The 26,402-nt window shown below is 59.1% G+C and carries 27 protein-coding genes and 1 other RNA gene; 15 read left to right on the forward strand and 13 right to left on the reverse strand.

Annotated features, from left to right (window positions below; all coding sequences use genetic code 11):
• The 3 genes from IPM39_25245 to IPM39_25255 form a co-directional block, all read right to left on the reverse strand.
• Window positions 1-198: SdpI family protein (locus tag IPM39_25245; protein MBK8989327.1), on the reverse strand; the 198-nt coding region annotated here is incomplete at its 3' end.
• Window positions 199-320: 122 nt separating this feature from the next.
• On the reverse strand, window positions 321-503 hold the full coding sequence (locus tag IPM39_25250) for a hypothetical protein (GenBank protein MBK8989328.1): 183 nt from the start codon (window positions 501-503) through the stop codon (window positions 321-323).
• Window positions 478-1,620, reverse strand: coding sequence for a DEAD/DEAH box helicase (locus tag IPM39_25255; protein ID MBK8989329.1), 1,143 nt, complete (start codon window positions 1,618-1,620; stop codon window positions 478-480). Before IPM39_25255 ends, IPM39_25250 begins: the two co-directional genes overlap by 26 nt.
• Before the next feature lie 197 nt (window positions 1,621-1,817).
• On the opposite strand from IPM39_25255, the gene IPM39_25260 reads away from it, so the two are divergent.
• A complete protein-coding gene (locus IPM39_25260) occupies window positions 1,818-2,012 on the forward strand; it encodes a YwbE family protein (protein MBK8989330.1) in 195 nt (64 codons plus the stop codon).
• Here IPM39_25260 and IPM39_25265 read toward each other — a convergent pair.
• The 5 genes from IPM39_25265 to IPM39_25285 all read right to left on the reverse strand — a co-directional run bounded on the left by IPM39_25265 (window position 2,009) and on the right by IPM39_25285 (window position 9,320).
• Window positions 2,009-3,388 (reverse strand): serine hydrolase, encoded by a 1,380-nt coding sequence (locus IPM39_25265; protein MBK8989331.1) that lies wholly within the window; start codon window positions 3,386-3,388, stop codon window positions 2,009-2,011. The genes IPM39_25260 and IPM39_25265 overlap by 4 nt on opposite strands.
• Before the next feature lie 12 nt (window positions 3,389-3,400).
• Complete coding sequence (locus IPM39_25270) at window positions 3,401-5,176, reverse strand: ABC transporter ATP-binding protein (GenBank protein ID MBK8989332.1); 1,776 nt, start codon at window positions 5,174-5,176, stop codon at window positions 3,401-3,403.
• A gap of 256 nt (window positions 5,177-5,432) precedes the next feature.
• Window positions 5,433-5,848: a transfer-messenger RNA gene (ssrA, locus tag IPM39_25275) on the reverse strand.
• A gap of 386 nt (window positions 5,849-6,234) precedes the next feature.
• Window positions 6,235-8,613, reverse strand: a complete 2,379-nt coding sequence (locus IPM39_25280) for a VWA domain-containing protein (protein ID MBK8989333.1) — start codon at window positions 8,611-8,613, stop codon at window positions 6,235-6,237.
• 158 nt (window positions 8,614-8,771) lie between these two features.
• Window positions 8,772-9,320 carry a hypothetical protein gene (locus IPM39_25285; GenBank protein MBK8989334.1) on the reverse strand — a complete coding sequence of 183 codons (549 nt, stop codon included), beginning with the start codon at window positions 9,318-9,320 and terminating at the stop codon, window positions 8,772-8,774.
• A gap of 435 nt (window positions 9,321-9,755) precedes the next feature.
• On the opposite strand from IPM39_25285, the gene IPM39_25290 reads away from it, so the two are divergent.
• The 7 genes from IPM39_25290 to IPM39_25320 all read left to right on the forward strand — a co-directional run bounded on the left by IPM39_25290 (window position 9,756) and on the right by IPM39_25320 (window position 17,198).
• Window positions 9,756-11,771, forward strand: coding sequence for a S9 family peptidase (locus IPM39_25290; GenBank protein MBK8989335.1), 2,016 nt, complete (start codon window positions 9,756-9,758; stop codon window positions 11,769-11,771).
• Between the two features lie 56 nt (window positions 11,772-11,827).
• Window positions 11,828-12,847, forward strand: a complete 1,020-nt coding sequence (locus IPM39_25295; GenBank protein MBK8989336.1) for a response regulator — start codon at window positions 11,828-11,830, stop codon at window positions 12,845-12,847.
• Between the two features lie 94 nt (window positions 12,848-12,941).
• Window positions 12,942-13,898, forward strand: a complete 957-nt coding sequence (gene rsgA / locus IPM39_25300) for a ribosome small subunit-dependent GTPase A (protein MBK8989337.1) — start codon at window positions 12,942-12,944, stop codon at window positions 13,896-13,898.
• A 22-nt stretch (window positions 13,899-13,920) separates the two neighbouring features.
• On the forward strand, window positions 13,921-14,874 hold the full coding sequence (locus IPM39_25305) for a hypothetical protein (protein MBK8989338.1): 954 nt from the start codon (window positions 13,921-13,923) through the stop codon (window positions 14,872-14,874).
• A 45-nt stretch (window positions 14,875-14,919) separates the two neighbouring features.
• On the forward strand, window positions 14,920-16,035 hold the full coding sequence (locus IPM39_25310) for a GNAT family N-acetyltransferase (GenBank protein ID MBK8989339.1): 1,116 nt from the start codon (window positions 14,920-14,922) through the stop codon (window positions 16,033-16,035).
• Between the two features lie 27 nt (window positions 16,036-16,062).
• A complete protein-coding gene (locus IPM39_25315) occupies window positions 16,063-16,848 on the forward strand; it encodes a GNAT family N-acetyltransferase (GenBank protein MBK8989340.1) in 786 nt (261 codons plus the stop codon).
• A 2-nt stretch (window positions 16,849-16,850) separates the two neighbouring features.
• The gene (locus tag IPM39_25320) at window positions 16,851-17,198 is read left to right on the forward strand and encodes a hypothetical protein (protein ID MBK8989341.1); all 348 of its coding nucleotides are present in this window, start codon (window positions 16,851-16,853) and stop codon (window positions 17,196-17,198) included.
• A 97-nt stretch (window positions 17,199-17,295) separates the two neighbouring features.
• Here IPM39_25320 and IPM39_25325 read toward each other — a convergent pair whose 3' ends face one another.
• From IPM39_25325 to IPM39_25345, 5 genes are all read right to left on the reverse strand, one after another.
• Window positions 17,296-18,144, reverse strand: a complete 849-nt coding sequence (locus IPM39_25325; protein MBK8989342.1) for a PIG-L family deacetylase — start codon at window positions 18,142-18,144, stop codon at window positions 17,296-17,298.
• Between the two features lie 55 nt (window positions 18,145-18,199).
• Entirely contained in the window at window positions 18,200-18,964 is a 765-nt protein-coding gene (locus tag IPM39_25330) for an alpha/beta fold hydrolase (protein MBK8989343.1), read from the reverse strand.
• Between the two features lies 1 nt (window position 18,965).
• Window positions 18,966-19,349, reverse strand: coding sequence for a holo-ACP synthase (acpS, locus tag IPM39_25335; GenBank protein MBK8989344.1), 384 nt, complete (start codon window positions 19,347-19,349; stop codon window positions 18,966-18,968).
• 85 nt (window positions 19,350-19,434) lie between these two features.
• Window positions 19,435-20,718 (reverse strand): insulinase family protein, encoded by a 1,284-nt coding sequence (locus tag IPM39_25340; protein ID MBK8989345.1) that lies wholly within the window; start codon window positions 20,716-20,718, stop codon window positions 19,435-19,437.
• A gap of 66 nt (window positions 20,719-20,784) precedes the next feature.
• A complete protein-coding gene (locus IPM39_25345; GenBank protein ID MBK8989346.1) occupies window positions 20,785-21,438 on the reverse strand; it encodes a hypothetical protein in 654 nt (217 codons plus the stop codon).
• An 83-nt stretch (window positions 21,439-21,521) separates the two neighbouring features.
• On the opposite strand from IPM39_25345, the gene IPM39_25350 reads away from it, so the two are divergent.
• The 7 genes from IPM39_25350 (at window position 21,522) to IPM39_25380 (ending at window position 26,388) form a co-directional block, all read left to right on the forward strand.
• Entirely contained in the window at window positions 21,522-22,364 is an 843-nt protein-coding gene (locus IPM39_25350) for an SDR family oxidoreductase (protein ID MBK8989347.1), read from the forward strand.
• Window positions 22,365-22,500: 136 nt separating this feature from the next.
• Window positions 22,501-23,292, forward strand: a complete 792-nt coding sequence (locus tag IPM39_25355) for a LysM peptidoglycan-binding domain-containing protein (GenBank protein MBK8989348.1) — start codon at window positions 22,501-22,503, stop codon at window positions 23,290-23,292.
• 79 nt (window positions 23,293-23,371) lie between these two features.
• Entirely contained in the window at window positions 23,372-23,596 is a 225-nt protein-coding gene (locus tag IPM39_25360) for a hypothetical protein (protein ID MBK8989349.1), read from the forward strand.
• Window positions 23,597-23,648: 52 nt separating this feature from the next.
• Window positions 23,649-24,524: a deoxyribonuclease IV gene (locus IPM39_25365; GenBank protein MBK8989350.1), complete on the forward strand. Its 876-nt coding sequence runs from the start codon at window positions 23,649-23,651 to the stop codon at window positions 24,522-24,524.
• Between the two features lie 257 nt (window positions 24,525-24,781).
• Entirely contained in the window at window positions 24,782-25,051 is a 270-nt protein-coding gene (locus IPM39_25370) for a DUF4160 domain-containing protein (GenBank protein MBK8989351.1), read from the forward strand.
• Between the two features lie 3 nt (window positions 25,052-25,054).
• On the forward strand, window positions 25,055-25,318 hold the full coding sequence (locus IPM39_25375) for a DUF2442 domain-containing protein (protein ID MBK8989352.1): 264 nt from the start codon (window positions 25,055-25,057) through the stop codon (window positions 25,316-25,318).
• Window positions 25,319-25,323: 5 nt separating this feature from the next.
• The gene (locus IPM39_25380; GenBank protein ID MBK8989353.1) at window positions 25,324-26,388 is read left to right on the forward strand and encodes a membrane dipeptidase; all 1,065 of its coding nucleotides are present in this window, start codon (window positions 25,324-25,326) and stop codon (window positions 26,386-26,388) included.
• Window positions 26,389-26,402: the final 14 nt, after the last annotated feature.

Here is a 26,402-nt window from a genome sequence, read left to right on the forward strand (position 1 = left end):
GATGAGGCTGATGGCGCTGGCAAACAACCAGTTGGCGGCGTAGCGGTTAACGGGATACCAGAGCTTAGGGTTTTCGTATGCGGGGGAGATGCGGAAGCCGTATACTGGATTGGGGCCGATTTTTTGCAAATACAGTGGCAGCGCCAACAGCGCCAGCAAAACGCCGCCGCCAACATACATGAGAAGAAGGGCTAACATAACGGCAGCCCCCGAGAACCTCGCTCGGGTTCAGGTTGGACCCGGCAGATTTCGCAAAACCTGCCAGGTCTTAAAGATGGTGCACCCACGAAATAGTGAAACACGCCTTCGCCGTTACCCAACTACCCGTTGCCGCGCATTGCCGGCCGTTGGTTCTGTGGCGGGCGGCGGTTTTGTGATGGGTTGGCGACACGGCCGTTCAGTTGCTTAGGTTGACGGCCGTTTGGCTGGTTGGGCCGATGGTTATTGGGCTGGGTGGGCGGACGGCCGTTGGCCGGTTTAGCCGGGCCAGGCCGTGTAACCATTGTAATCAAACCCGTCTAACTGCCGCCGCTCAATCGGCGCGCCCAACACCTTTTCGATGTCGCGTATCATCACATGGTCATCTTGCGTGGCAAAGGTAAAGGCTTCGCCTGTCTCCTGGGCGCGGCCGGTGCGTCCGATGCGATGGGTATAGGCGTCCACTGTGTCTGGCATGTCGAAGTTAATGACGTGCGAAATATCGGTCACGTCTATGCCCCGCGCCGCGATGTCCGTCGCCACCAGAATGTCGTACTTGCCGCCGCGGAAGCCATCAATCGCCTGCTGCCGCTTGTTTTGCGACATATTGCCTTGCAGCGCCTGCACGTTGTGGCCTTCTTTTTCCAGGTCTTGGGCCAGGAAACGGGCGCGCCGCTTGGTGCGGGTAAAAATCAACACGCGCCCGGTGTTGGTCTGGTTTAGCATGGAAAAGAGCAGCTTTTTCTTCAGCCCTTCGGGGACGGGATAAAGGGCGTGGGACACCGTTTTGGCCGGCGCAATCACGTCTACCTGCACCGTGACCGGGTTTTTCAGGATGTCATTGGCGAGTTTGCGGATGTCGTCGGGCATGGTGGCCGAGAAGAAGAGGGTTTGCCGCCGCTGGGGAACCAGTTTGAGGATGCGGCGAATGTCGGGCAAAAAGCCCATGTCGAACATGCGGTCGGCTTCGTCCAGCACCAGCACTTCCACCGTGGAGAGGTCAATGCTGCTCTCGCTCACCAGGTCCAGCAGGCGTCCGGGGCAGGCCACGACGATTTCCGCGCCGCGCTTCAACGCCTCCACCTGGCGGCCTTTGCCGACGCCGCCGTACACGGTGGCGCTGCGAATTTGGGTGCGTTTGCCCAGGTCTACGGCCGTCTGGTGGATTTGTTCCGCCAGTTCACGGGTGGGAGCCACAATGAGGACACGCACACGGCGCGTTGGCCCGGCGAGCAGTCCTTGCATGATCGGCAGCATGAACGCGGCCGTTTTGCCTGTTCCGGTTTGCGCCAGACCAAGCACATCACGGCCTTGCAGCACATGGGGGATGGCTTGTTGTTGGATGGGGGTGGGCGTGGTATAGCCCATAGATTTGATGCCGACGTTCAGGCGCGCATCAAGAGAAAATTGTTCAAAATTCAATGAAAGTCTCCTTGACTTCGTTGAGCCAAGTCGCACTCTCAGCCCGAAATTCGTTATAGTTGGGTTAACCAATCGCCTGGCAACCAATCGGGATGCAATGCTGTAGCAGCCGCAATCCGACAGGGGAGTATAGACCGGGTACGGCCGTTGCGCCAACTTTGCTCATGCTCCCAACCAAAAGTGGTAGAATACTGTCCATGGACGGAACAAAACGCAGCAACATCAAACCGGGCCAGCGCGTGGCGATTGTGCTGAAGCAAGACCAGCGCAGCGGTAAACTGACGGAAGGCATTGTCAAAGACATCCTGACCAACTCACCCACCCACCCGCACGGCATCAAAGTGCGCCTGGAAAGCGGCGCGGTGGGCCGGGTGAAGGACATAGTGGTCTAGTTCTCTATCCGTTTGTGCAAACGGCTGGTACGCAGCCAGACGATACGGCCGTCGCCATCTCGCAAAAACTCCAACTTATCGCCCGTCAACGGCCGGTCCAGGGCAATCACCCGGTCTGGCTGGAAAAAGGCCAGCCGGGTAGGCGGTGGGGCCGGTTCCGGCGGCGAATCCACGTCTGGGAAACCACCCTTGGGGATGACTTGCAGCAGCAAACGGCCGTCGCTCACCGACACAGCCAGATCAGACATATAGGCTTCGTAGCGGCCGGCGTATTCGGCCAGCGCGCTGTGCGGCGTGTCCAGATGCACCGGCTGCGGCGCTGCCAGACCCAGGTAATGGGCCAGCACCCAATCGGTGATGGCTTCATTAAGTTTACGGCCGCGGTTGGCATTGGTCAGACTGATGAAGGCAAAATTGCGTGACGGCGCCAGCACAAAAGCGGAAAGCTGGCCGTTGGTCGCCCCGCCGTGCGACACCAGGCGCGTCCCGGCCAAGTCGTTGAGGAACCAGCTTAGTCCCATCTGCCGGTCCAGATTGGCGCTGACCTGCGGCGTTTGCATCAGGCGCATGGTCGCGGCCGACAGCAGGCGGCCGCCATTTTCGGCTGCGCCATCCCCCAGGTGGAAGCGGGCGTAGCGCAGTTGGTCGCCGACGGTGGCGGTAATGCCCCCGGCGCTGTGGGCCGAGCGGGCCAATGCCCAGGGGCGCAGCACTTTGATGGCGTCGTTGGCGTCGTCGTAGGTGTGCCCGGCGGCGACGCGGTGGGTGATGGCGTCGTGGGCGAAGAAAAGGCTGTGGCCCAGGCCCAATGGATCGAGAACCAGGGCTTGCACGGCCGTTTCATATGTCTGCCCCGTCACCGCCTCAATCACCCGGCCGGCCAGGCTGAACCCGGCGTTGTTGTAGGACCACATAGCGCCTAATGGCGTCACCTGGGGCAGGTGGACCAGATTGCTCACGTAGTGGGCCAGGGCGTCATCGCCCAGGCCGGTGTCGGCGAAGTAATCGCCGGCCCAGCCGCCGGTGTGGGTGAGCAGATGGCGGGTGGTGACGCGAACGGCCGTTGCCTCATCGCGCAGCCGCAGTTCCGGCACATAGCTCCGTACCGGCGCGTCCAGGTCCAGTTGCCCCTGCTCGACGAGGCGCAGAACGGCCGTCGCCGTCATCGTCTTCGTCGTTGAGCCAATTTGGAACAGTGTATTCTCATCCACCGGCAGCGGGTGTTCGATGTTGGTAACGCCAAAACCGGCCGTGTATGCCTGGCCTTTGTACCAGATGCCCACGGACACGCCCGGCACGCGCCAGCGCGCCATCTCCGCCTGAATCACATCGGCCAGTTGTTGGAATATGTCATCGGAAGGTGTGACGTTGTTCATTGAGTTAATCCCCTACTCCTGTTTGTCCATTTCAGCCTGGAGAGCCACAAATTCTTCCTGGTCGCGCAGCTGCAGGTCATAGATTTCTCGGTACAGACCATTGTGAGCCAACAAAGAATCATGTTGTCCGCGTTCGACAATACGGCCGTGATCCAGCACCAAAATGTAATCGGCGTTTTTCAGCGTCAGCAGCCGTTGGGCGATGATAAACGTGGTGCGCCCTTCCATCAGCGTCGCCAACGCCTGTTGGATCAGATGCTCCGTTTCCGTGTCCACACTGCTGGTAGAATCGTCCAGAATAAGGATACGTGGGTTTCTGAGCAAAGCACGGGCAATGGCGATGCGCTGCTTTTGCCCACCGCTGAGAGTGACGCCTCGTTCGCCGACACGGGTGTCGTAGCCGTCGCTCAGGTTGAGGATGAACTCATGGGCGTGGGCGGCGCGGGCGGCGGCGTAAACATCTTCCAGAGTGGCTGCGGGACGGCCGTAGGCGATATTTTCGGCCACTGTCTGGCTGAATAAGAACGGGTCTTGCAGCACAATGCCAATATGCTGGCGTAGATCATGAATTTTCAGGTCGCGCACATCATACCCATCCACCAAAATGCGCCCCTCGGTGGCGTCATAAAAGCGTGGGATGAGGTTGGTAATGGTGGATTTGCCGGAACCGGTGGGGCCGATGAGCGCCACTTTTTGCCCCGGTTGGGCATAAAACGTGACATCATCCAAAATTTTGCCGCCGCCGCCATAAGCAAAACCCACAGCCTCAAACACTACTTCGCCCCGCACTTCAGGCAAAGAAATGGGGTTGTCGCGCTCCATAATTTCCCCCGGTGTGTCTATGATCTCAAAGACGCGGGTGGCGCTGGCGCCGGCCGTCGCCATCAGATTGGTCAGGAAGCCGAGGCGCTGCACTGGCGCGGAAAGCATGAGGACGTAGGAGATCATGGCAAACAACGCGCCTACGGTCAGGGTTCCATCCAGGGCCATTGGCGCGCCAAACCAGAGCAGCAAAAAGATGCTCAGGGCGACCAAAAAGGTGAAAAAAGGCCAATAGTTGGCCCAAGTTTGGATCAACTTAAAGCGCCGATCAAACCAGACAGCGTTGCCGCTGTCGAATTTTTCCAGCTCATATGGCTCGCGGGCAAACGCCTTCACCACGCGAATACCGGTGAGACTTTCTTGCATAATGGTAGATAAAACGCCCATTTGCTCCTGAATAATTTTGAACATGGGCCGCACTGTGCCGCCAAAATGAATGGTGGCATAGAGCAAGATGGGGAAGGGAATCATCGCCAGCAGCGCCAGGGTGGGCGACTCCCACAGCATGGCGCCAATAACGCCAATGAGCAGCAGCAGGGTGGACAATAAATCCATCAGGCCAATGCCTACAAACTGCTCCGTCTCTGTCACGTCGCTGGTAGCGCGGCTCATCAGGTCGCCGGTGTGGGTGCGGTCGTGGAAGGCGAAGGGTTGGAACTGCACGCTGTTGTAGAACTCGTTGCGCAGGTCGTAGGCGACGCGGTGGGTGAGCCATTCGCCGTAGTAGCGTTGGGCAAACCCGGCCACGCCGCGCACCAGGGCGATGAGCAAAATGAGGCCGCCGGTGATAAAGAGCGAGGCGGCACGGCCGTCGGCCAGCCCTTCGTCTATGGCAACTTTGATGAGTTGGGGCACGATGAGGTTAAGTACAGTGGCAAACAGCATGGCCGCGTAGCCGAGGATGAAGGGCTTGGGATACGGCCGTAAATAGCCCAGCAGGCGGCGATAGACATCTGGTTTTTTCATAACAACATCCATTTTCCTTTTTCACACGGGGAAACGACGGCCGTCACTTCCCCGCATATGCCAGCACACCCATTGGCTGGAGGCGCTGCCCTGTGTTAGATATTCATCTAACGCAGGGCTGTTAGTTTAACACATTTTGGACGGCCGGCGATGGGAAAATCGAGGCGTTGTTTGCCAGGAAAGCGGGGGGAATGAACGAAGGATAAAAGATTCCCCGCTCAACACAAAAAAAGCGCCCCATTAGGGCGCTTTTTTAAAGTGGAGATGGCGGGAATCGAACCCGCGTCCGAAAAATTCAGCCGCTAGACGTCTACAAGCTTAGCCAAACCATTTGTTTTAACTGCTGAGCGCCCCGGTCGGCAAGGTCAGTCAACAGCGATCCGATGACCCCCAAAAGGGTCCTTAGCGAACTCTATCGGTATCGAGTTCGCGCACGTTGACAAAAGTGTCGCCTGCTCTGTCGCGGCCAACGAACGGTCGAGGCAGACGGGAGTCCATTTCAGGACTCATCTAACGCCTTCCGGCGGCTGCGTTTAGGCAGCCAACGGGAGAGCGTTGTAGGAGCGTGCATTGTTATTGGCACTTAATTGTTTGCTTCCAGTTTTACGAGGTGTAAAGCGTGCTCGGCTTGCAGTCCAGGACCAGCCTTCCCCGTCGAAGCCTGTCATCCCCGGAACAGGGTTTTGTTTGCCGCATGGTGCATGTTAAAGAGCCAATGGGCCAATGCAATGATATTGTACCATATGGGGGAACGGCCGTCCATGAACATTAAGGTGCGGCGATTCGCCCGCGATCTGCAATGAGGTGAACGGCCGTTGCTAACTTCTCTCTCAGCAATTTTCATTTTGCAATCCAGCCGTAGGGGCGGGACAGGCGGCGCCACGTCTTTGCCAATCACCAATGCCTTGCCTCCCGTCTGTCTCGCCCCTCTTTGGGTCCTATTGGGCGAGACAGCGCGGGAAAATACCGTCCGCTGCGGCTGTTCCTTGTCCGCGCCGTCCCGCCCCTACTAGTACACCAGGGCAAATTGAGGATTGCTGCTTCTCTCTTCCCCTGCTTTACCGCCGCTTACCCGACCATCGCCCATACCAGCCCAATACTCCGCCCGTCACCAAAAACAAGGGCATGATCATGATGCTGGCGCACGGTCCTGTGCGGGCTGGGGTATCGGCTGAAGCATCGGCTGGCACTGTGGTGACGCTGCTGGCCGACGCGGTTGTTGTCGGTTCATTGGCGGCCGCTGCTATCTCGGTGGGCAGTACGGCCGCTGCCACCCCCTCGCCCTCGGCCACTACTTCATAGACCTGGCTGCCCATCACCACCACCACGCGCGGTCCCAGCGCCAGATATTGGCCTAGTTCCGGCACGGCCGCCAGCAAATCGAAGTAGGCGTCGCTGGCAAAGCCGATGGCCTGCGGCGTGAAGCGTTCAGGGTCATAGGCGGTGTCTAGCCATACGCCATCGCGCAGCACAAAGGTTTTGCTGCCCACCAGCCGAATTTGCCCGGCCTGGGTGACGGCCGTTTCGCCTGGCGCCGGCGCGGTGCTGGCGATTATTGTGGGCAAGGCCATTGGCGCTTCCGCCGCGGCCATATCGGCCGCCGCCGCCGCCTGCTCCACCGCTTCCCGGCTGATGCCGCTGGCCGTTGGCGCGCTGGTCGCCTGGGCGGCGATGTCCTCCCGCCCGGTTTGGGTAAAGATGTCTTTTTCTTCAATCAGGTAGCTGGTGTAGGGGGTGATGATGCCGTAGCGGATGGACAAATTGACCACGCTTTGCACCAGTTCTGGCTGCTCGCCGCGCAGCCGAATTTCGCGCAGCAGGTGGCCGATGGCCCGCGTGGCCCACAGGCGCGGGATGAAATCCTCGCCGCCCTGGGTGCGGAACTGGTTGTCTTGGTAGGTGAAGAGCTGCGGTTCACCGTTGACGGCTCCGCGCAGGGTGATGGTCGTTGGCGCGCCCTGGCGGTAACGCCCGACCAACGCCAACTGCGTTCCGGCAAACAGGTCGGGCAGCGTTTGCGGATACATTTGTTCCACCACCACGCCGCCGAAGTCCAGGCTGATGTCCGACAACACCGGCGCGCTGACTTTGGCATAGAAGCTGCTCACTTCCTCGTCAATGGATTGGAACGGCCGTACATAGGTCGTTGTGCCCCGGTGGTTTTCCGCCAGGGCATCCAGCAAGTTGGGGTCTAAATCATCGCCCACGCCAAAGACAAAGAGCCGCGCATTGGTCGGCATCGCCTGTTCCACAGCGCTTAGCAGCAGCGGCGTCTCCACAATGCCCTCCGTCGCCAACCCATCGGTGAGGAAGATGATGGTTGTGGGTCGCTGTGTGTCTACCATGTTGGCCGCTTCCAGCAAAGCCATGCTGATGTTGGTTCCGCCCAGCGCTTCCAGGCCGTTGATGAAGGGTTGGTAGCTGCCTGGCTGAACGGCCGTCACCAAATCTGGTTGGTAGGTACGCACACCAGTGCTGAAAGACACAATGTTGAAGCGGTCGCCCGGCTGTAGATGTTCGATGACATAATGGGCGGCGGCCTTCGTCTGCTGGATTTTTTCACCTTCCATGCTGCCAGAAGTGTCCATCACCAAAATCACATCTTTGGCAATAGCCTGGGTCGCCGCCACGCTGGGGGCCACCAATAGCAGGAAAAAGCCATCTTCGCCAGCCTCTTTGTAGCTGAGCAAATTCAGGCCAATGTCTTCGGGGGTAACAGTGTAATACAGCTCAAAATCCTGGTCGGCGACCACGTTGCTGCCTTCGTAGCCCACCACCGCCTGGTAATCCCCCTGGCGGCTTATGGCTGCCGGGTGACTGGGCGAATAGATGGCGCGGATGGCCTCGTTGCTGCGCAGGTCTACGCGGATGCTTTGGGTTTGCAGCGGGGCATTGGTATACAGCTTGGTGGATTGGGGATAAACGTAATGGATGATGCCATTGTCGGCCGGCAGCACCTGGGTATATTCAATTTCGATGCGCCGCTCGTCGCGGGGCGGGATGGGGAAGACGTTGGCCTGGACGGCCTGTGTGCCCACGTATTCCAACAGGGCCGGGTCGCGTAGTTGGCGCACGATGTCATCGTAGATTTGCCGCGCTTCGTCGCGCCCCAGGATTTTGGCCTCAATAGGCTGCCCATCTACCCACATGGTGAGCTGGTTGATGGCCGCGCCTTCGGGTAGGGGGAAGAGGTATGTGCCTTCCAGCATCCAGTCGTTGTTGTTAACAAACAACTGTTCGATGTGGGTCGTGGCAACCTGATTTTCGATGGTCACATCTACGCGCTGATATTTGATGGTCAGGTCGCCGCGATCAACAATTGGCGGCCGGCCGGTGGGTTCGATGGCAATGGGCGTTTCCTGGGCATAGGCGAAACGGCCGTTGCCCCACACCAACATGACTCCGATCACCACAAACAAAACAATAGATTTTTTCATCACTGCATCCTCCTTGGGTTAACTGCGCCTGTGTTTGCTGCCATTAAGACGCACGCAACGGCCGTTCGGTTCCCCCAAACAGGCAGTAAACAAAAAGAGCCTCGCAATGAGGCTCCTTTTCTCGATTCCTTCGGAACACCGACTTCGGTTCACGGCTTCTAAGGGACCGGCTGCCCATTAGGGCCACACAAGACGAAACTACTGCCGGTGTCGGTGTGGTAGTTGTAGGTACGGCCGTCTGCCTGCAAAACAATTTTGAAGCCGGGGATGATGACCTGGATATACGCCATGTTAGGCCCAGGGCAGCCCAACGCGCCGTCGGACCATTCAACCCCCTGCTGGCTGATGACGGTTATATCACTGATCTCTTTGCCCAGGCGCTGCGCCAGATCGCGGCTGACCAGTTGGCTCATGGATGACAAACCACCAGGTACACCCGGCTGGGGCATCTCCTGTGGCGTGCCATCGCCGGGCTGCGGCGTTATCCGCGACAGGTCTACCTCGACGGGATAAGCGACATCGGGAACGCTGCCTGGGTCCTGGGCAGGGTAGGGCTGGGTAGTGGTGGGAGTGGGAACGGCCGTCCCCTCTTCTGCCACCGGCGTCACCGACACCGGCGGTTCCACCTCCGACGGTTCACTGGCGGCGCAAGAAGCCAACAGCACACTGGCAACCACTATAAGTAGACTCATCATTTTTTTCATCATCTATATCCTCCATTTGCTTGTTTGGGGCAATTATTTTGGCGCGGCCGTTTTGTCCGCGACCCAAGTGGCGTGATGGTGGCGTCATTATTGGCGCGACGCACATGCCCACTATACCAATAAAACGCCTATGACGACGCTTTTGTTCCGTTTACGCCGATTTTGGGTAACAGCTCAATGGCCAAGAGTTGGTTGGTTTGATCGTTTTAGTAGATCGAGATGATATGGGAGCGCAGGCGGGACGCCTGCCAATGCGGGCAAGATGCCCGCGCTCCGTTTCGATCTACAGTTTGTTTGCCAACCAACAAACCAACTTGCCACTTCCGGCGCTGACCAAAATGCTTGAGTCCAGTATAATCCACCTACTAGACCTGACAGCTTTCTGAAAAAGTGCCAGGTCCTATGGAATTCAATTTTTATAGACCCGAAGGAAGTCCAATGGCTGCTGAGAACAAACGCCGCATAACGGCCGAAGACCTGTATCGTTTGCAAATTGTGTCTGATCCGCAAATTTCACCGGACGGAAAACACGTCGTATTCTGCGTGCAGACCCTTGAACAGGCCACCGAGAAAAAACACAGCCACCTCTGGCTGGTTGCGGCCGATGGCTCCGCGCCGGCCCGCCAGTTTACCTTTGGCAAACAGCGCGATAGCCACCCCCGCTGGTCGCCCAACGGCCGTACCATTGCCTTCCTCTCTAACCGCGCCGACGAAAAGCAGAGCCAGATTTACCGCATTGGTCTGGATGGCGGCGAAGCGCAGCCCATCACCCAGCTGAATGGAGCTATCGCCTCCTTTGCCTGGTCGCCGGATGGCGCGCAGTTTGTCTGCCAACTGCGCCAGAAAGACCAAACGGCCGTCGTCCGCGACAAAGACGAACAAAAAAAGAAGCTCGGCGTGGTTGACCGGCGCATCACCCGGTTGGATTTTCGCGCCGAGGGCGCCGGCTACCTGCCCGAAGAGCGCTGGCACATCTGGATCATTGACGTGGCCACCGGGGCCGCCACCCAGCTAACCACCGGCGAAACCTTCCACGAAACCAATCCGAGTTGGTCGCCTGACGGCCGTTCCATCCTCTTCACCTCTGTCCGCGCCGACGCGCCCGACCTGAACTGGGAACAGTCTGAACTGTACCTGATCCCGGCGCAGGGCGGCGACATCCAACAACTACCAGGGCATAACGGCCGTAAATTCGAGGGCGCATTCTCTCCCGACGGCCAATTCATCGCTTACCTGGGGCGGGAGCAGGCCGGCACGTGGTATCAGAACGATTGTTTGTATGTAACGGCCGTAGACGGCCGTCAGACGCGCAACCTCTCCGCCGCCTACGACTTGCACTGCGGTCCGGCCACCATGACCGACGTGGGCAGTGGTTCACCGGCCACCCCACCCACCTGGAGCGCCGACGGGCAGGCCATCTTCACCGTCGTCACCCAGACCGGTGACCAACCGCTGCTGCGTCTATCCGCCGCTGTGCAGCCGCCGCTGCCGGTCATCGCCGGAGCGGGGTTGGTGGGCGCGTTTTCGCTGGATGCGGCCCACACCCGGCTGGCCTATGTCTGGGGCGCATTAGACAAACCGGGCCAAATCTGGCTGCGCGAGATGGACAGCGGCGCAAGCCGCCTGCTGGCCGACCCCAACGCCGATTGGCTGGCCGACGTGGACCTGGGCCACACCGAAGAAGTCTGGTTTCCGGCCGCCGACGGCCGCCAACTGCACGGCTGGATCACCTTCCCGCCCGATTTTGACCCGTCGCGCCAATACCCGTCCATTTTGCAGATTCATGGCGGGCCAATGGGGCAGTACGGCCGGGCGTTTATGCACGAATTTTATTATCTGGCCGCCCAGGGTTACATCGTCTACTGGAGCAATCCACGCGGCGGGCAGGGGTACGGCCAAAACCACCTGGCGGCCATCGCCGGGCAGTGGGGCACAGTGGACTACGACGACGTGATGGCCTGGGCCGATTACCTGGCGACGCAGCCATACACCGACCCGGCGCGTATGGGCGTGACTGGTGGCAGCTATGGCGGCTACATGACCACGCTGATTATCGGCCGGACAGATCGTTTTAAGGCGGCTGTGGCCCAGCGGGTGGTGAGCAACCTCTTGAGCTTTTACGGGGGCAGCGATCTGAATGGCACGCGAACACAAAGCCTGGTTGGTGTGGTACAGCCACCCTGGGAAGCCTTCGGCCAGTATTGGGCAATGTCCCCCATGAGCGCCATCGGCCAGGCGAAAACGCCGACGCTGGTTATCCACGGCGAGCAAGACAAGCGCTGCCCGCCAGAACAAGGCGAGCAGGTGTTTGTGGCTCTAAAGCTGCTGGGGGTGGAGACAGAATTGATTTTGTTCCCAGAAGAGGGACACGAGTTGAGTCGAAACGGCCGTACCGACCGCCGCATTAGCCGCCTGAATCACATCCTGCGCTGGTTCGACCAGTATTTGAAGTGATTGACGATTGGCTGACCCATGACAACAATCCAGACCGCCCTATCCCCCAACCCAACGTGCTGGTTGTGGATGACAACCTGCTGAATTTGCGTTTGTTGGCGCAAATATTAGACGGCATGGGCTTTGCGGTGCGGCCGGCAAAAAACGGCCGTATCGCCCTTTCCTCCGCCAGAGCCGCCCCGCCAGACCTTATCTTGCTAGACATCATGATGCCGGAGATGGACGGCTTCGAGGTACTCACCCATCTCAAAGCTGACCCAGACCTGCGTGACATCCCGGTGTTGATCATCTCCGCGCTGGACGACATGGACAATATCGTCAAAGGCATCAAACTGGGCGCCGAAGATTATTTGCCCAAGCCGTTTGAACGAGTGCTGCTGCAAGCGCGCATTGAAACATGCCTGGAAAAAAAGCGCCTGCGTGACCGGGAAAAGCACCATTTGCAGCAAATCGAAGCTGAAAAACGGCGCGCCGACGAACTGCTGCATGTTATTCTGCCCAACGCCATCGTGGCCGAGCTAAAAGCGACCGACCAGGTGCAGCCCCGCCTGTACCAAAATGTGGCCGTCCTGTTCGCTGATGTGGTGGGTTTTACCCCTTACTGCGAAACTCACACCCCCGAAGAGGTGATCACCAATTTACAGGTCCTGGTGGAGGCGTATGAAAAGATCACGCTGGCCTATGACCTGCAAAAGATCAAGACCGTTGGCGATGCCTTCATGGCCACGGCTGGTTTGTTGAACCTGCTGGATAACCCGGTGGCCCACTGTGTGCGTTCTGGCCTGAAGATGATCAGTGTTGCCCCGGCGCTGCCGGCGGGTTGGCAGGTGCGTGTGGGCATTCACGTCGGGCCGGTGATTGCTGGTATTGTCGGCCACCGGCAGTATTTGTTTGATTTGTGGGGCGATACGGTGAATACAGCGCAGCGCATTGAAAGCCAGGGCGAACCGGGAACCATCAACCTCAGCCGGGCCGCCTATGAACAGGTCGCTCACTGGTGGCCGGCCGAGGCCAAAGGCTCCATTCCCGTCAAAGGCAAAGGTTTATTGGAGATTTTCCAGATTGTGAGCAGATAGCCTGCAAACCCAACCAACTTCCCATCGTCAGGCCACAATCCCGCAAATTTATAAAAATGGCTATAATTCACAAGGATTATCATCCAAGGAGGATTTGTATCTGAATCAAGATCATCTATCCGGCCTGGTTGTTAAGGCGATTAGCGGCTTTTTTACGGTGCAAACGGAACAAGGCTCCATTGTGGCCCAACTGCCGGGTCGCTTGAAGCAGGAATGGCAAAATAGTTCCATTGTCGCCGTAGGCGATCACGTGACTATCTCCTTGAATGGCGATGGAACGGGCACGATTGATTCGGTAGCTGAACGCCATTCTGTGCTTTCCCGCACCCGTCCTTCGGCCGAAGCTCGCCGCCTGCTCGCCGACCAGGAGCAGGTGTTGGTGGCAAATCTGGACCAACTGGTGCTGGTGTTTGCCACGCAAAACCCGGCCACCAACCTGCGCAAGTTGGATCGTTTTTTAGTGGTGGCGGAGGTGAATGGGTTAACGGCCGTCATCTGCGTCAACAAAATAGATCTGGTTGGGCCGAATGTGGCCCAACGTCAATTCCAGATGTACCAGGACATTGGCTACCAGGTCATTTACGCCAGCGCCACTACCGGTGTAGGCGTCGCCGAGCTGCGTGACTGTCTGCGGGATAAAATTTCCGTCCTCACCGGCTCTTCTGGCGTCGGCAAATCCAGCCTGCTCAATGCCGTTGAACCGGGCCTGGGCTTAAAAGTGCGCACCGTAAGCCTCACCAGCGGCAAAGGGCTGCACACTACCCGCTACGCGGAGCTGTTTCCCCTGGCTGAGGGCGGTTACGTGGCCGATACGCCGGGCATTCGTGGTCTGGCGCTGTATGACCTGGAGCCGTGGGAAATAGACGCCTATTTCCGGGAGATCGCCCCGCTGGTAGAAGAATGCCAGTTTAGCGATTGCAGCCATCGCCACGAACCAAACTGCGCCGTGTTGGCGGCCGTCGCCGACGGCCGTATCGCCCCGGAACGGTACGAAAGCTATTTGCGCCTACGTGAGGAACACGAGATGCTAGACCGGTCGGCGTATGAATAAGGGAGGAAGTTGGTCAGCGAGTATGGGCGACAGGCGATTGATTGGTGGTTGGGCGTTTGTCTTGGTAGCTGGGCTGTTGGTCGGGCTGCTGGCCGCCTGCACCGCCAAGCCAGACCTGCCGCAAACGGCCGTTGGCCGCAATGGCCTGCCAGTCGCCGCCGAATTTCTTCCATTCTACCAGGAGTACGGCGGGCGACGCATCCTGGGCGACCCTATTTCTGAGCTGTTTGTGGCCGAAGAAAACGGCCGTTCCCTGCAATACTTCCAAAACGTTCGCCTGGAATACGACGCCGCCACCGGACAAATTGTGGTAACGCCGTTGGGCGTTTGGGCGCTGGAAGGGCTGCGCGAACCCATCCCCGCCCTGACGCCGGGCAGCCCGGCACAGCCGTCGGCCGGCGCCCCGTATCCCATTCAAGATGAATTTTTTACCTTCTACAGCCGTTACAGTGGCGATACGCTGCTCGGGCCGGCCATGTCGCCCCAGTTGAACGCCGATGATTTGCGGGTGCAATATTTTGCCAACGGCCGTCTGGAATGGCGGCCCGAAGCGCCTACCGATCTGCGGGTGCAGCTCAGCCCGTTGGGGCAGGCCCATTTCGACAGCGAGATGCGCTTCATTTACCAGGAAAGCCGCGACGCCCGCCCTGTCTCCTCGGCCGGCGTCAGCATGGTGGTGCTGAACGCTTACGTGAAGGCCCCCATCCTCTACGGCGGCGAAACGCAAACCTTGTACGTCACGGCGCAAACGCCGGGCGGCGACCCGGTCACCGGCCTGCCAGTAGACCTGACATTAACCTACGGCGAAAACAGCCAGACCATCGCTCTGGGTTCCACCAACGACAACGGCCAGATCACCTATCCCCTGGCGGTGCCTGTGCCACCTGGCGAACAAGTCAGCCTCCGCCTATACGCCAGAGGCAGCGACGGCCGTATCATCGGCGAAACAGTCGTTACCTACAAGACTTGGTGGTAGTCGGTCATAGACCCCATCAACCCATCATCCACCCAGAAGGAAGTTATGAGCATCTTGCATGAACTTGCTCCCGAAGATTTGGTCCGCGCACGGCCGTTATTCACTCCGCTGGCCCATCATCTCGCCATCGAATCTATCCTGGCCGGGTTGACGCCGGGGCGGGTGTTTGTGGATGATGCGCGACGTCCCAAAACGGCCGTTGCCTGGTTCAAGCGCCGCCTCTTCCTCACCGGCGACCGCAGCCGCGCCGCAGTCAACCGCGCTTTGGCCGACCTGCTGACCGACGTTTATTACCCGGCCATGCTCGCCAGTGGGTTGGGCAATGGCGCCTTTACCCTCGTTTTTACGCCGGGCTGGGAGCGGGTGATGGATGTTGTGCTGGCGGGCAAAGAGCCGTTAACCGGCCGACGGTTGTGCTTCCGTTTGGACCCAGCCCGCCATGCCTGGGAACCGGCGCTGCCGCCCGGCTTTACCCTCCGCCCGGTAGACGCCGACTTGCTGGCCGACCCGACCGTCGTCAACCGGGAATATGTGGCTGAGGAGATGGTTTCGGAACGGCCGTCCGCCGCCGATTTCCTGGCGCAAAGTTTTGGGGTGTGCGTGCTGGATGGCCCGCGCATCGTCGGCTGGTGTATGTCGGAGTACAACACTGGCGGGCGCTGCGAATTGGGCATTGAAACAGCCGACGCCTACCAGCGGCGCGGCCTGGCCCGCGCCACGGCCACGGCCGTTATCCGTGAAGCGGTCAGGCGGGGGTATACGGAAATTGGCTGGATTTGCGACGCCGACAACCAACCCTCCATAGCTGCCGCCCAAAAACTTGGCTTTCAACTGTGGCACGAAGACCCGACCTATTACGCCTTTTTTGACCCGGTGATCAACTATGGCGTGCATGGCAACGGCCGTTTCCGCCAGGGGCAGTATCACCAAGCCGTCGTCTGGTACGAAAAAGCGCTCAGTCTGGGAGATGGTCCGGTCTGGTTGTTTTGGAACGCGGCCTGCGCCTATGCCCATGTGGGCAACCAGACGCAAGTTTTCGCCAATCTGAACCGCGCCGTTGCCGCCGGTTTTGCTGACCGGGCCGCATTGGAACAGTCCGAACATTTCCGCCCGCTGCACGACAGACCGCAGTGGACGGCGCTGCTGGCGCGGCTGACCTGAACACTATCCCTCTTCAGCGAGGCGCTAATGACCGATGATGAATTGTTGGCATTGTATGACCAGGAGCAGCGCCGCAACCTGCACTTTCCAGGGATGCGACGTGAATTGGACCACGAAGCGGGCGGTGAAGTGGTGCGCTGTGTGGATGAAACGGCCGCTGCTCAGGCGAATTTTGTCCTCTACAGCCGCCTGACGGCGGAAAACGCCGACCAGGCCATCCAGGCGCAAATCGCCTACTTTGCGGCGCTCGGCCGCTCTTTTGAATGGAAACTGTATGACCACGACACGCCGCCCGATCTGCGCCAGCGGTTGGCGGCGCATGGCTTTGCCATCGGCGAGGCCGAGGCTATTATGGCGTTGGATTTGCAGGCAGCGCCACCGGCCTTGCTCCAACCAGTCAGGGCCGACGTGCGCCGCCTGACCAAGCCCGATGATGCCCACCTGATTGTGCCCATCGAAGAAGCTGTTTGGGGCGGTGACCGCAGCGCGTGGGGTGCGCGCCTGGCCGAAGAAATGCGCCTGACGCCTGATTTGCTCTCGGTTTACCTGGTTTATGTGGGCGGCGTGGCCGCCTGTGCCGCCTGGATCAACTTTACGCCCCAGAGCCAGTTTGCCAGCCTGTGGGGCGGTTCAACGCGACCAGAATTTCGCAAGATGGGGTTGTATACGGCCGTTCTCGCCGCACGAGTCCAGGAAGCCATCCGGCGTGGCTACCGTTTTCTCACCATAGACGCCAGCCCCATGAGCCGTCCTATCGTCGCTCGCCACGGCTTCCGCTTTCTGACCTATTCTTACCCCTGCGAATATGAATGATCATGGCCGTTAGCAAAAAGGGCTTACGCAAAGTCAACTACAAAGGGCGGCAGTACCTCTGGCACGTCAACGAGGCCGACGCCTGGATTCCCGAACAAGGTTTTGTGGAAACTGGCCCGATTCGTGTGCTGCACATCATCAGCAGCAACAAGCAGTTCATCGTCCACTACCGCCTGCCGCAGCCCGGCGAACTGACCGCCCGGCTGCGGGTGGAAGGCCCGCTGTTCCCGCGCCAACCCCACGCCAAAGAAGTGGAAGTGCCACGCTGGAAACACGACAGCAAACCCTACCCCACGGCCGATTTCGTCCGCCGCCTGATTGGCTGGTGCATGGGGGAGGAAGGAGATTGACGATTGACGATTGAATGGACAGAGGACGCATTGGTTACACAAAAAGGCATGTTCCCCTTGTCCCCTTGTCTCCTTGTCCCCCTTGTCCCCCGTTCAGCTACTCTTTGGCAAATAAATCCGTCTCGCGCAGGCCAGGCGGGGCCGGGGGATACGCCCGAATGAAGGTGTCTTTGGCGAGGATCAACTTTTGCAGCCAGGGGGGGAACATGCGGCTGCGCGTTGTGCCGCCGCCCTGGCTGGAATGTTGGGCGCTGGCCGCCACCTTCACATCCCAATAGCGCCGGTAATCTATGTGGGCGTGCAGCTTCTCTGCCGGGAAACCCAGTTTGGTGAAATCTATGTCCTTATTACGGCCGGCGCGGGTGGGGTCCTGGCCGCGCAGCCGCATCATCAACGTAAAAAGTTTGATGGCGCGGTTGGGGAAGGCGGTGTAATACAACCGCTGCGCTTGGTACGGTTCAGGACCAATGTCCGGGTATTGCTGCGGATCAGCGGCGGCGTGGAAGGCCGCCAGGGTAATTTTCCAGCAGTGGATGTGGTCGGGGTGGAAGTAGCCACCCGTCTCGTCGTGGGTGACAACCACCTGCGGCCGAATTTCCCGAATGAGCCGCACCACTTTGCCGACGGCCGCCAGTTCATCGCTGTTGATGAACGCTTCTGGATGGTGGTTGGCCGGGTCGTTGATGTAGCCGGAGTCGCGGTAGCCCAATTGATGCAGCGTCACGCCGAGGATGGCCACGGCCGCATCCAATTCTCTGGCGCGCACGGCCACCAGGTCTTGCAGGGTGTCTTCGTACCCCTCGGCTACGGAACCGGCCACGCCATCGGTGGCGATCACGACGTGGACAGCAACGCCTTCGGCGGTGTAGCGGGCGAAAGTACCGCCGGGGCCAAAGGATTCATCATCGGGGTGGGCCAATACAGCCAGGAGTCGTTTGTTGGTCATAGGGTTGTTGGTAGGCCCGAAGGGTTCCAGAAACCCTTCGGGCCTTCGGAGCAAGTTATCTCCGGTTGGCCCGGTGGAATTCTTGCATCATGGGGATGAGGGGGATGGCGGGAATGGTTTGGTAGGGATGGCGCACGCCGGGCAGCACCAAGAGACGGCCGTTCGGCAGTATTCGGCTCAGGCGTTGGGCTTCGTTCAACGGGATCAGCTCGTCCCGGTCGCCGACGCTAACCAGGATCGGCGTCTGGATGCGCTTGACCATGCCTTCGGTCAGGCCGTTGTTTACCAGACTGGCGATGAGGTCGGCCGCCTGACGGACGAGAATACGCCACTGACGGCCGCCATGATCTTGCACAAGCTGGTCGGCGTAGGTGGGCACTTTGGCCGCCAGATCGTCGGGGTCTAGTTGGGCGCGCATTTTGGCCGCCGCTTCCTGGGTCCAATAAAACTTGGAAGCGTGCATAAGCAGGGTGTGGACGCGGCGCGGTTGGGTGAGCAGCAGTTGCAGCCCCAGGTAGCCACCTAAATTGTAACCGGCGACGTGAACGGCCGTTATCTTCAGCGCATCCAACAGCCCCACTACGTCTTGCACCATGTGCTCTGTGTTGAGGGTGGGGGCGGCGTTACCAGAACGGCCGTGCCCGCGCAAATCCATCAACACCAGGCGAAAATCGGCCGACAAAGTGGGCACAAAATTCGACCACTGCCGACCGATGGCCCCCATCAGCCCTGGCAGTAAGAGCAGGGTTTCTTTTTGTGGGTCTGTGCCATGCACCTCGTAATTGATAACGGTTCCATCATTTGCTGTCCAGGTACTCATGTTACTCCTCTTGTCGCCGCTGACGACCGACGGCTACGGCCAACGCCACCGCCAGTTTGTCGGTGTGTGAAATGCTAATAGACCATTCGTCCAGACCCAACTGTTCGGCCAACTGCCGCGCCTGACGATGTAGTACCAGGGTAGGACGGCCGTTTTGCGCCCCCACCACCTCAATATCCTTCCAGCCCACATCACCGATGCCCGTGCCCAATGCTTTGGCTACGGCCTCTTTCACCGCAAAACGGCCGGCCAGACTGGCGGACTGGCCGGCGCAGTACACCTGTTCCTGCGGCGTGAACACACGGTCCAGGAAACGCTGCCCATGCCGGGCGACGCTGCGTTCGAGCCGTGCAATTTCGATCATATCCACACCGCTGGTTAGCATATTAACTCATTTTAGGGCCTTAACAGCCGTAAACCGTAATCCGTTGGCATTTGCCAGACTGCCCTACACCGAACACCGAACAGGATTACGGAACACGAACATCAATCGGTCCGGCCACGGCTACCGCCAGTTGGTCGGTACTCAGGTATTTTTGCGCGGCGGCCATTACCCGCTCCGGCGTGATGGCCCGGATCAGGGCTGGGAAGCGCTGCAAATAATCTAGCCCTAATCCGTGCAGTTCCAGGTCGCCGATGACCCCGGCCAGCCCGCTGTTGGTCTCCAGACTTACCGGCACGGAACCGATGCGGAAGGCCTGGCTGTCTGCCAGTTCTTCCGCCGGGACCAGTTCAGTCTGGATGCGGCCGATTTCGGTGCGGATGGCGGCGATGGCCTGCTCTACGTTTTGCGGCGCGGCTCCGGCGCCGGCCGACCAGGGGACTGGCCCCAGGCTGCCTTGCAGACGGCTGTAAGCGTAGTAGGCCAGCCCTTGCTCCTCGCGTACGCTCTGGCCGATGCGCCCCATCATGCCAAAAACGCCGAGGATGGTGTTCATCAGGCTGGCGTCCAGGTAATCGGGCGCGGCGCGCAGAGGGCCGGGCAGCCCCAACAGCAGGTCTGATTGGACTTTGTCGGGCATGGGTACGTGGGCGCGGATGAGGCCAGACGGCCGTGCCGCCGGGGCCACAGCCGGGAGTTGTTTTTGTTGTGGATTGTGCCAGTCGCCGAAAACGGCCGCTGCCTTCTCAATCGCCTTCTGCGCCTCAATCGCCCCGACGATGACCAGAATCGCGCCCTGCGGCCCGTAGTAGTCGTGGTGAAATTGGGCAATTTCTTCGCGAGTGATGGTCTGAATGGTTTCCTGGTAGCCGGTGACGGAACGGCCGTAAGGGTGGTCAGGGTACAGCAGTTCGTGAAAAGCCAGGCGGGCCATGCGTCCGGTGTCGTTGGCGCGCATCACCAGGTTAGTCAAAATCTGGCCGCGTATTTGTTCCACCTGCTGCGCCGGAAATATCGGCTGGCGCAGCGATTCGGCCAGCAGCGCCAGGGCCAGGTCCACATCTTCCACCAGACTGCTGGCCCCCAAATCAGCCTGATGTTTGTCGCAGCTAAAGCCGATGTCGGCGCCCACCGCTTCCAGCGCTTCGTAAATGTCGGCGAAACTGCGCTGCGCTGTGCCCCGGTCTAGCAGGGCGGCCGTAAAAGCGGCCAGCCCGGCCTTGTCGGCGCTCTCCGCCAGCGCACCGGCGCGCACCGACCCTTCAATGACAATGGATTGGCTGGCAAAGTTTTCATAAGCCAGGATGGTGAGGCCATTGGGCAAGACGCGGCGGTGAATTGTTTCTGGTCCAGGGTAATGGACGTTGTTCATGGTTGTTCCTTTTAGGACGAGTGGCGCGTATGATACCACCGGGCTGAGTGTCAGCCAACCGTTAGATTAAATGATCTCCGCTGGTTTGGGGATGTGGGCCGGCCAGAGGCCTTCTTGTTGCAGACGGCCAATTTCTTGCTCAATTCGATACTTGAAGCGCTGGACTACCTGATCGTCGTGGGCCGGGTAGAGTTTGAATTTCTGCCGGATTTCGGCCAGACAGGAAACGTACAGCAGCAGCGGGTCCAGGCGCAGCAGGATCGCGTCAAATTCGCCAGAGACGTGCAGATTCCGCGCCGCGCGGCGCTGCGCCAGCAAAATTTCTACTTCATTGGTGAACAGGGTGGTCACGGAATGGCTGGTCACCAGGTCCAGAAACGGCGCGGCCGAGGCAAACGTGCAGAGGGTCTGTTCCTCGCTGGTGACAATGGTTAGCTGCCCGCCAAAGGTGAAGACCTCGACACATTTTTTGAACCGGTCGGACAGCAAGATACGGCCGGCGCAAACAGCATAATGGTCTGCCAGCCGCCAGGGGTGGTGAATTTCCAGACGCTGCGTCCCCCGCGCCGCGCCGGCCGTGACGTGTAGATAGTCTGGGTCAAAATGCTGTTGGGTTGGTTTGGTCGTCAGAATGGCGTCGAAGCCGGCGCTGCCAAAATGGCTGGGGCCAGGATGAAAAATGTAGCCTAAAGGTACGTTTGTTCGCGTGTTCGTAGTCATGACACTGCTCCCATACCTGCTTATGATACACGATTTGCTGATTCTGGAGCATAATTGGGTTGTTACTAAAAGGAGCAATGGATATGCGCGATAAAATTTGTATGGTCACCGGGGCCAATGCCGGCATTGGCCGGGTGGTGGCTTTGGCGTTGGCCCGGCAGGGGGCGCAGGTGGTGATGGTGTGCCGCAGCCGGGAGCGGGGCGAAGCAGCCCAGGCAGAAATCCGGCAGGCCAGCGGCAGCGACGCGGTGGATTTGATTCTGGCTGATTTGTCGGTGCAGGCGGATGTGCGCCGGGCGGCGGCGGAGTTTCAGGGACGGTACGGCCGTTTGCACATTCTGGTCAACAACGCCGGAGCCTTTTTTAACCAGCGGCTGGAAAGCGCCGATGGCCTGGAAATGACGTTTGCCCTCAACCATCTCGGTTATTTTCTGTTGACCAATCTGCTGTTGGAACAGATACGCGCCGCTGCCCCGGCGCGCATCATCGTCGTTTCCTCCGACGCCTACAAAGGAGCGCAGCTAGATTTTGCCGACCTGCAAGCAGAGCGGCGGTATCGCGGCTTTCAGGTTTACGCCAACTCCAAATTAGCCAACATCCTGTTTACGCAGGAGTTAGCGAATCGGCTGCAAGGCACGGGCGTCACCGTTAATGCCCTGCATCCCGGCTTTGTGGCCTCTAATTTTGGTCTGAACAATGGCGGCGCGCTGCGCTTTGGCATGAAGCTGACGCAGCGTCTGTTCGCCATCAGCGAAGAGGCGGGGGCGGAGACGCCGCTCTATCTGGCGACGTCGGCGGAGGTAGCCGGGATAACCGGCAAATACTTTGTCAAGAAGAAGGCGGTTTCGTTGACGGGGCGGGCGCAGGATATGGCCGTTGCCCGGCAGCTCTGGCAGGTGAGTGAGCGGTTGGTGGGACTGGGGTAACGGCCGTTCCTTTGGCCCCGGATTCTGTTTTGTCGCAAATCTACCAGGCTGCCATAACTGCGGCGGTCTGGCGGCTCACTCTGGCTATCGTTCCCCGCTTCTTGTACAATAAGATCAACACACCCAGGAGAAATAGATGTCTTTTCGTCGGATGGCCCCTTTCCTTTTGCTGAATATCTTGCTGTCGGCGGCGGTGGTGCTGGCAATTTTGTATTGGTGGGACGGCCGTGACGGCGGCGACCAGACAGCGGTACGGGCCACGGCGACGGCCGTGATTCCCACGCCAGACATCAATGCTTTACCGGCGGGAGATGTGGCCTCGTTGGCTGACGATGGAGCAGAGGGTGGGGCGGAAACGGCCGTGAACGATGGCCCCACCACCCACACCGTCCAGGCCGGCGAAACCCTGGGCAGCATCAGCGCCCGCTACGAAGTTTCCCTGGAAGACATCATGGCCGCCAACGACATCGCCAATCCCAACATCCTCAGCATCGGCCAGCAGCTCCTCATCCCCATCGGCGGCTTTGCCACCGCGACACCGCCGCCCACCGACACGCCGCCGCCCGGCGTCCCGCCCACCCCCATCGCCACCGAAGCGGCCCCCACGCAAGGCGAAGCCATCCTGCAGATTGGCGCCGTCCTCAGCCCAGGCGTTTTAACCGAAGAAGCGGTGCAAATCACCAATTCCGGCACGCGGCAAGTGAACCTGGCTGGCTGGACCTTGCGCGACGAGGGCCGTATTGTCTATACCTTTGGGCAAGTGACTCTCTTTGGCGAAGGGGCCGGCATTCTCATCCACACCGAAGCCGGGACCAACGGCGCAACGGATTTATATTTAGGTTTGGAATCCCCCATCTGGCAGTCGGGAAAAACCGTCACCCTCACCGATGCCGCCGGGTCTATCCAGACTACCTACAGGATTCCTTGAGATAGTGGATAGTGGATAGCTTGTCGCCAGCGCTTCTTCACCAACAACTCCTCACTCCCCACTATAAGGAGAGAACTTCATGCGTGGTTTGATAGACAAAAAAGGGGAACAGTTTGCCGTGTTACGCGGGCAAGTTTTATATGATCTGGAAGGTGTAGCTTCCGGTCGGCGCGAAGGCGAATTTATTGTGGACCTGGCCGGGAAACCCGTCTGGCGTGTGGTGGGCGATGGCGTATACACGCTGGATGGTTCGGAAACCATCGGTTACTTTGGCGGCGATGTGCCAGAAGAAATGATGTGGTAAGCGTGTGATGGGGTGGACACACGGCCACCCCATCACCGATCAAGAGGAAACGATGCGATTAGGCGCACACATGAGTACGGCCGGCGGCGCATATACCGCCTTCAAACGCGGTGAAGAAACTGGCTGCGAGACCATGCTGATCTTCACCAAAAGCAACCGCCAATGGCAGGCTAAACCCCTCACGGACGCAGACATCGCCCAATTCCGCCAGGCGGCGCAGGCGTACAGCCATATTTACCCGGTAGCCGTCCATGCCAGCTATTTGATCAATATCGCCTCGCCCGACGAGGCGCTGTGGGAAAAATCGTACCAGGCGCTCAAAATTGAGGTGGAGCGCTGCGGGCAGTTGGGCATTCCGCTGCTCACCTTCCACCCCGGCTCCTACGTTGGCGGCGATGAGGCGACAGGGCTGGCGCACATTGTCCGCGCACTGAAGCGGCTGCTGCTAGAAACGGAGGCCAGCGCGCCCAACGTGACCATTTGCCCGGAAACAATGGCCGGGCAGGGGACCAACCTGGGCTGTACCTTCGCGCAGTTGGCGCAAATTTTGGGCGACGTTGGCCCCAGCGAGCGGTTGGGCGTTTGCTTTGATACCTGCCATGTCTTTGCCGCCGGTTACGACATTCGCACGCCAGAGACCTATGCAGCGACGATGGCCGAGTTTGACCAGGTGGTTGGCCTGGAGCAGATCAAGTTTTTCCACTTCAACGACAGCAAACATGAGTTGGGTTCTAACAAGGACCGCCACGAACACATTGGCCGGGGTTTTATTGGCGCGGCCGGTTTTGACAATTTTGTGAATGATTCACGTTGGGCCAACCATGCCGCCCACCTGGAAACACCCAAGACGGAAGAGGATGAAAACGGCCGTGAAATAGAAATGGATCCCGTGAATCTGGCCGTGCTGCGTGGGTTGATTCGTAGTTGACCACTCACAACTTTAGAAAATTGGGCATGGTTCATCAAGCAAGACATCTTCTTTACAAATTTGCGCTGCGTTGTCATGCTGAGCGGAGTCTTCGGAGCGAAGCATCCCGCTCCCGTCAGAGGAGGGGGATGCTTCGGGGGATGCTTCGGCTTCGCTCAGCACAGGCTCTCAGCATGACGCGCTTTTTTGCCAAATTTGTAAAGCACATATCGCCTGGAATGAACCATGCCGAAAATTGGTAAAGGATGGTCGAATATATGGCTGTTATTTCCATGTTCTACGGCATAATCGTGTCAATGTACTACTTTGACAACCAGAGGCATCATCGGCCACATATTCATGTAAAGTACCAGGAACAGGAGGTCGTTTTGGCAATTCCTGAAGGCGATGTATTGGAAGGCGAACTCAAAATCAGCCGGATGAAACTGGTACAGGCTTGGATTGAGATTCATCGCGACGAGCTAATGGCAAACTGGGAATTAGCCAGTCAAGGCGAATCAATATTTAAGATTGATCCCCTGAGGTAACGTATGAATCCAAGAGTAGAAAACGTAAAGCCAAACGCTAATTACACTGTGACACTGGAGTTTACCAACGGAGAACAACGAGTTTTTGATGTAAAGCCTTATTTGGATAAGGGTATCTTTCGAGAATTGCAGGACCCTGGGTACTTCAATTCAGTTAGACCCTTCTTAGGAAGCGTTCAGTGGAAAAATGGTCAGGATTTTTGCCCTGATGTACTGTATGAACTCAGTCGCGCGGTAATCCAAGAATCAGTCACAGAAGCAGGGTAAAACTCATGTTCATTGTAGACGCACACCTGGACATTGCCTACAACGCGCTGAATCACGGCCGTTCTCCCCTCCAACCCCTCGCTCACATCCGCCAACAAGAAACGGCCGATAGCACACGCGGCACAGCCACCGTCGCCTTACCCGACATGCTGAAGGGCGGTGTGGGCCTGGTCGTCGGCACGCTGTTTGTCACCCCCAGCCACGCCAAAATCCCCATCCTCGGCGAAAAAATGGTCTACCACAACGCTGACCAGGCGCATGGTTATGCCATGCAGCAGTTAGACTATTACCACCGGCTGGCCGACGAAAACGCCTTCATCCGCCTTGTCCGCGATCAAGCCGACCTGGATGAAGTGTGGCAAAGCCATACCGCCGACAATCCCGCCCCGCTGCTGGGCATCATCGCTTCGATGGAGGGCGCGGACCCCATTCGTGTGCCTGAAGAAGCGGAGATGTGGTACGAACGCGGCTTGCGCCTGATTGGCCTGGCCTGGGACGATACGCGCTACGCCACCGGCGGCTGGAGCCGCGACGATCAGGGCTTAACCAAAGACGGCTATCGGCTGCTGGAAGTGATGGCCGACCTGGGCTTCATCCTCGACCTGACCCACATGAGCGAAAAATCTACCATCCAGGCGTTGGAGCGCTACGAAGGCGCGGTGATTGCCAGCCACAGCAACTGCCGCGCCCTGGTGGAGGGCACGCGCCAGCTCAGCGATACGCAAATCCGCCTGCTGGGCGAGCGGGACGGCGTGGTTGGCGTGGTGTTGTACAACGCTTTTTTGCTGAATGGCTGGCGCAAAGGGGACCGCAAGGAAGCGGTGACGTTGGCCCATGTCATCGCCCATGTAGACCACATCTGCCAGTTGTTGGGCGATGCGCGGCACGTGGGCATTGGCAGCGACCTGGATGGCGGCTTCGGCGCGGAACACATTCCGGCCGGGCTGGACAGCATCGCCGACCTGGGCAAAATTGGCGCGGCGCTGCTGGAGCGCGGCTACGAACCGTCCGACGTGGACAACATCCTGGGCGGCAACTGGCGGCGCATCCTGCGCCGCGCCCTTCCTTGACGCCTGAGGTGGGG

The sequence above is a fragment of the Candidatus Leptovillus gracilis genome, assembly GCA_016716065.1.
GTDB lineage: Bacteria > Chloroflexota > Anaerolineae > Promineifilales > Promineifilaceae > Leptovillus > Leptovillus gracilis.

Coding starts and splice junctions, on each gene's coding strand:
- IPM39_25330 (MBK8989343.1), bottom strand. CDS start 18,964: ATGAGTACCTGGACAGCAAATGATGGAACCGTTATCAATTACGAGGTG.
- IPM39_25350 (MBK8989347.1), top strand. CDS start 21,522: ATGCGCGATAAAATTTGTATGGTCACCGGGGCCAATGCCGGCATTGGC.
- IPM39_25265 (MBK8989331.1), bottom strand. CDS start 3,388: ATGAACAACGTCACACCTTCCGATGACATATTCCAACAACTGGCCGAT.
- IPM39_25380 (MBK8989353.1), top strand. CDS start 25,324: ATGTTCATTGTAGACGCACACCTGGACATTGCCTACAACGCGCTGAAT.
- IPM39_25250 (MBK8989328.1), bottom strand. CDS start 503: ATGGTTACACGGCCTGGCCCGGCTAAACCGGCCAACGGCCGTCCGCCC.
- IPM39_25365 (MBK8989350.1), top strand. CDS start 23,649: ATGCGATTAGGCGCACACATGAGTACGGCCGGCGGCGCATATACCGCC.
- IPM39_25370 (MBK8989351.1), top strand. CDS start 24,782: ATGGCTGTTATTTCCATGTTCTACGGCATAATCGTGTCAATGTACTAC.
- IPM39_25305 (MBK8989338.1), top strand. CDS start 13,921: ATGGGCGACAGGCGATTGATTGGTGGTTGGGCGTTTGTCTTGGTAGCT.
- IPM39_25320 (MBK8989341.1), top strand. CDS start 16,851: ATGGCCGTTAGCAAAAAGGGCTTACGCAAAGTCAACTACAAAGGGCGG.
- IPM39_25310 (MBK8989339.1), top strand. CDS start 14,920: ATGAGCATCTTGCATGAACTTGCTCCCGAAGATTTGGTCCGCGCACGG.
- IPM39_25360 (MBK8989349.1), top strand. CDS start 23,372: ATGCGTGGTTTGATAGACAAAAAAGGGGAACAGTTTGCCGTGTTACGC.
- IPM39_25260 (MBK8989330.1), top strand. CDS start 1,818: ATGGACGGAACAAAACGCAGCAACATCAAACCGGGCCAGCGCGTGGCG.
- IPM39_25325 (MBK8989342.1), bottom strand. CDS start 18,144: ATGACCAACAAACGACTCCTGGCTGTATTGGCCCACCCCGATGATGAA.
- IPM39_25270 (MBK8989332.1), bottom strand. CDS start 5,176: ATGAAAAAACCAGATGTCTATCGCCGCCTGCTGGGCTATTTACGGCCG.
- acpS (MBK8989344.1), bottom strand. CDS start 19,349: ATGCTAACCAGCGGTGTGGATATGATCGAAATTGCACGGCTCGAACGC.
- IPM39_25355 (MBK8989348.1), top strand. CDS start 22,501: ATGTCTTTTCGTCGGATGGCCCCTTTCCTTTTGCTGAATATCTTGCTG.
- IPM39_25345 (MBK8989346.1), bottom strand. CDS start 21,438: ATGACTACGAACACGCGAACAAACGTACCTTTAGGCTACATTTTTCAT.
- IPM39_25285 (MBK8989334.1), bottom strand. CDS start 9,320: ATGATGAAAAAAATGATGAGTCTACTTATAGTGGTTGCCAGTGTGCTG.
- IPM39_25290 (MBK8989335.1), top strand. CDS start 9,756: ATGGCTGCTGAGAACAAACGCCGCATAACGGCCGAAGACCTGTATCGT.
- IPM39_25375 (MBK8989352.1), top strand. CDS start 25,055: ATGAATCCAAGAGTAGAAAACGTAAAGCCAAACGCTAATTACACTGTG.
- IPM39_25340 (MBK8989345.1), bottom strand. CDS start 20,718: ATGAACAACGTCCATTACCCTGGACCAGAAACAATTCACCGCCGCGTC.
- IPM39_25315 (MBK8989340.1), top strand. CDS start 16,063: ATGACCGATGATGAATTGTTGGCATTGTATGACCAGGAGCAGCGCCGC.
- IPM39_25280 (MBK8989333.1), bottom strand. CDS start 8,613: ATGAAAAAATCTATTGTTTTGTTTGTGGTGATCGGAGTCATGTTGGTG.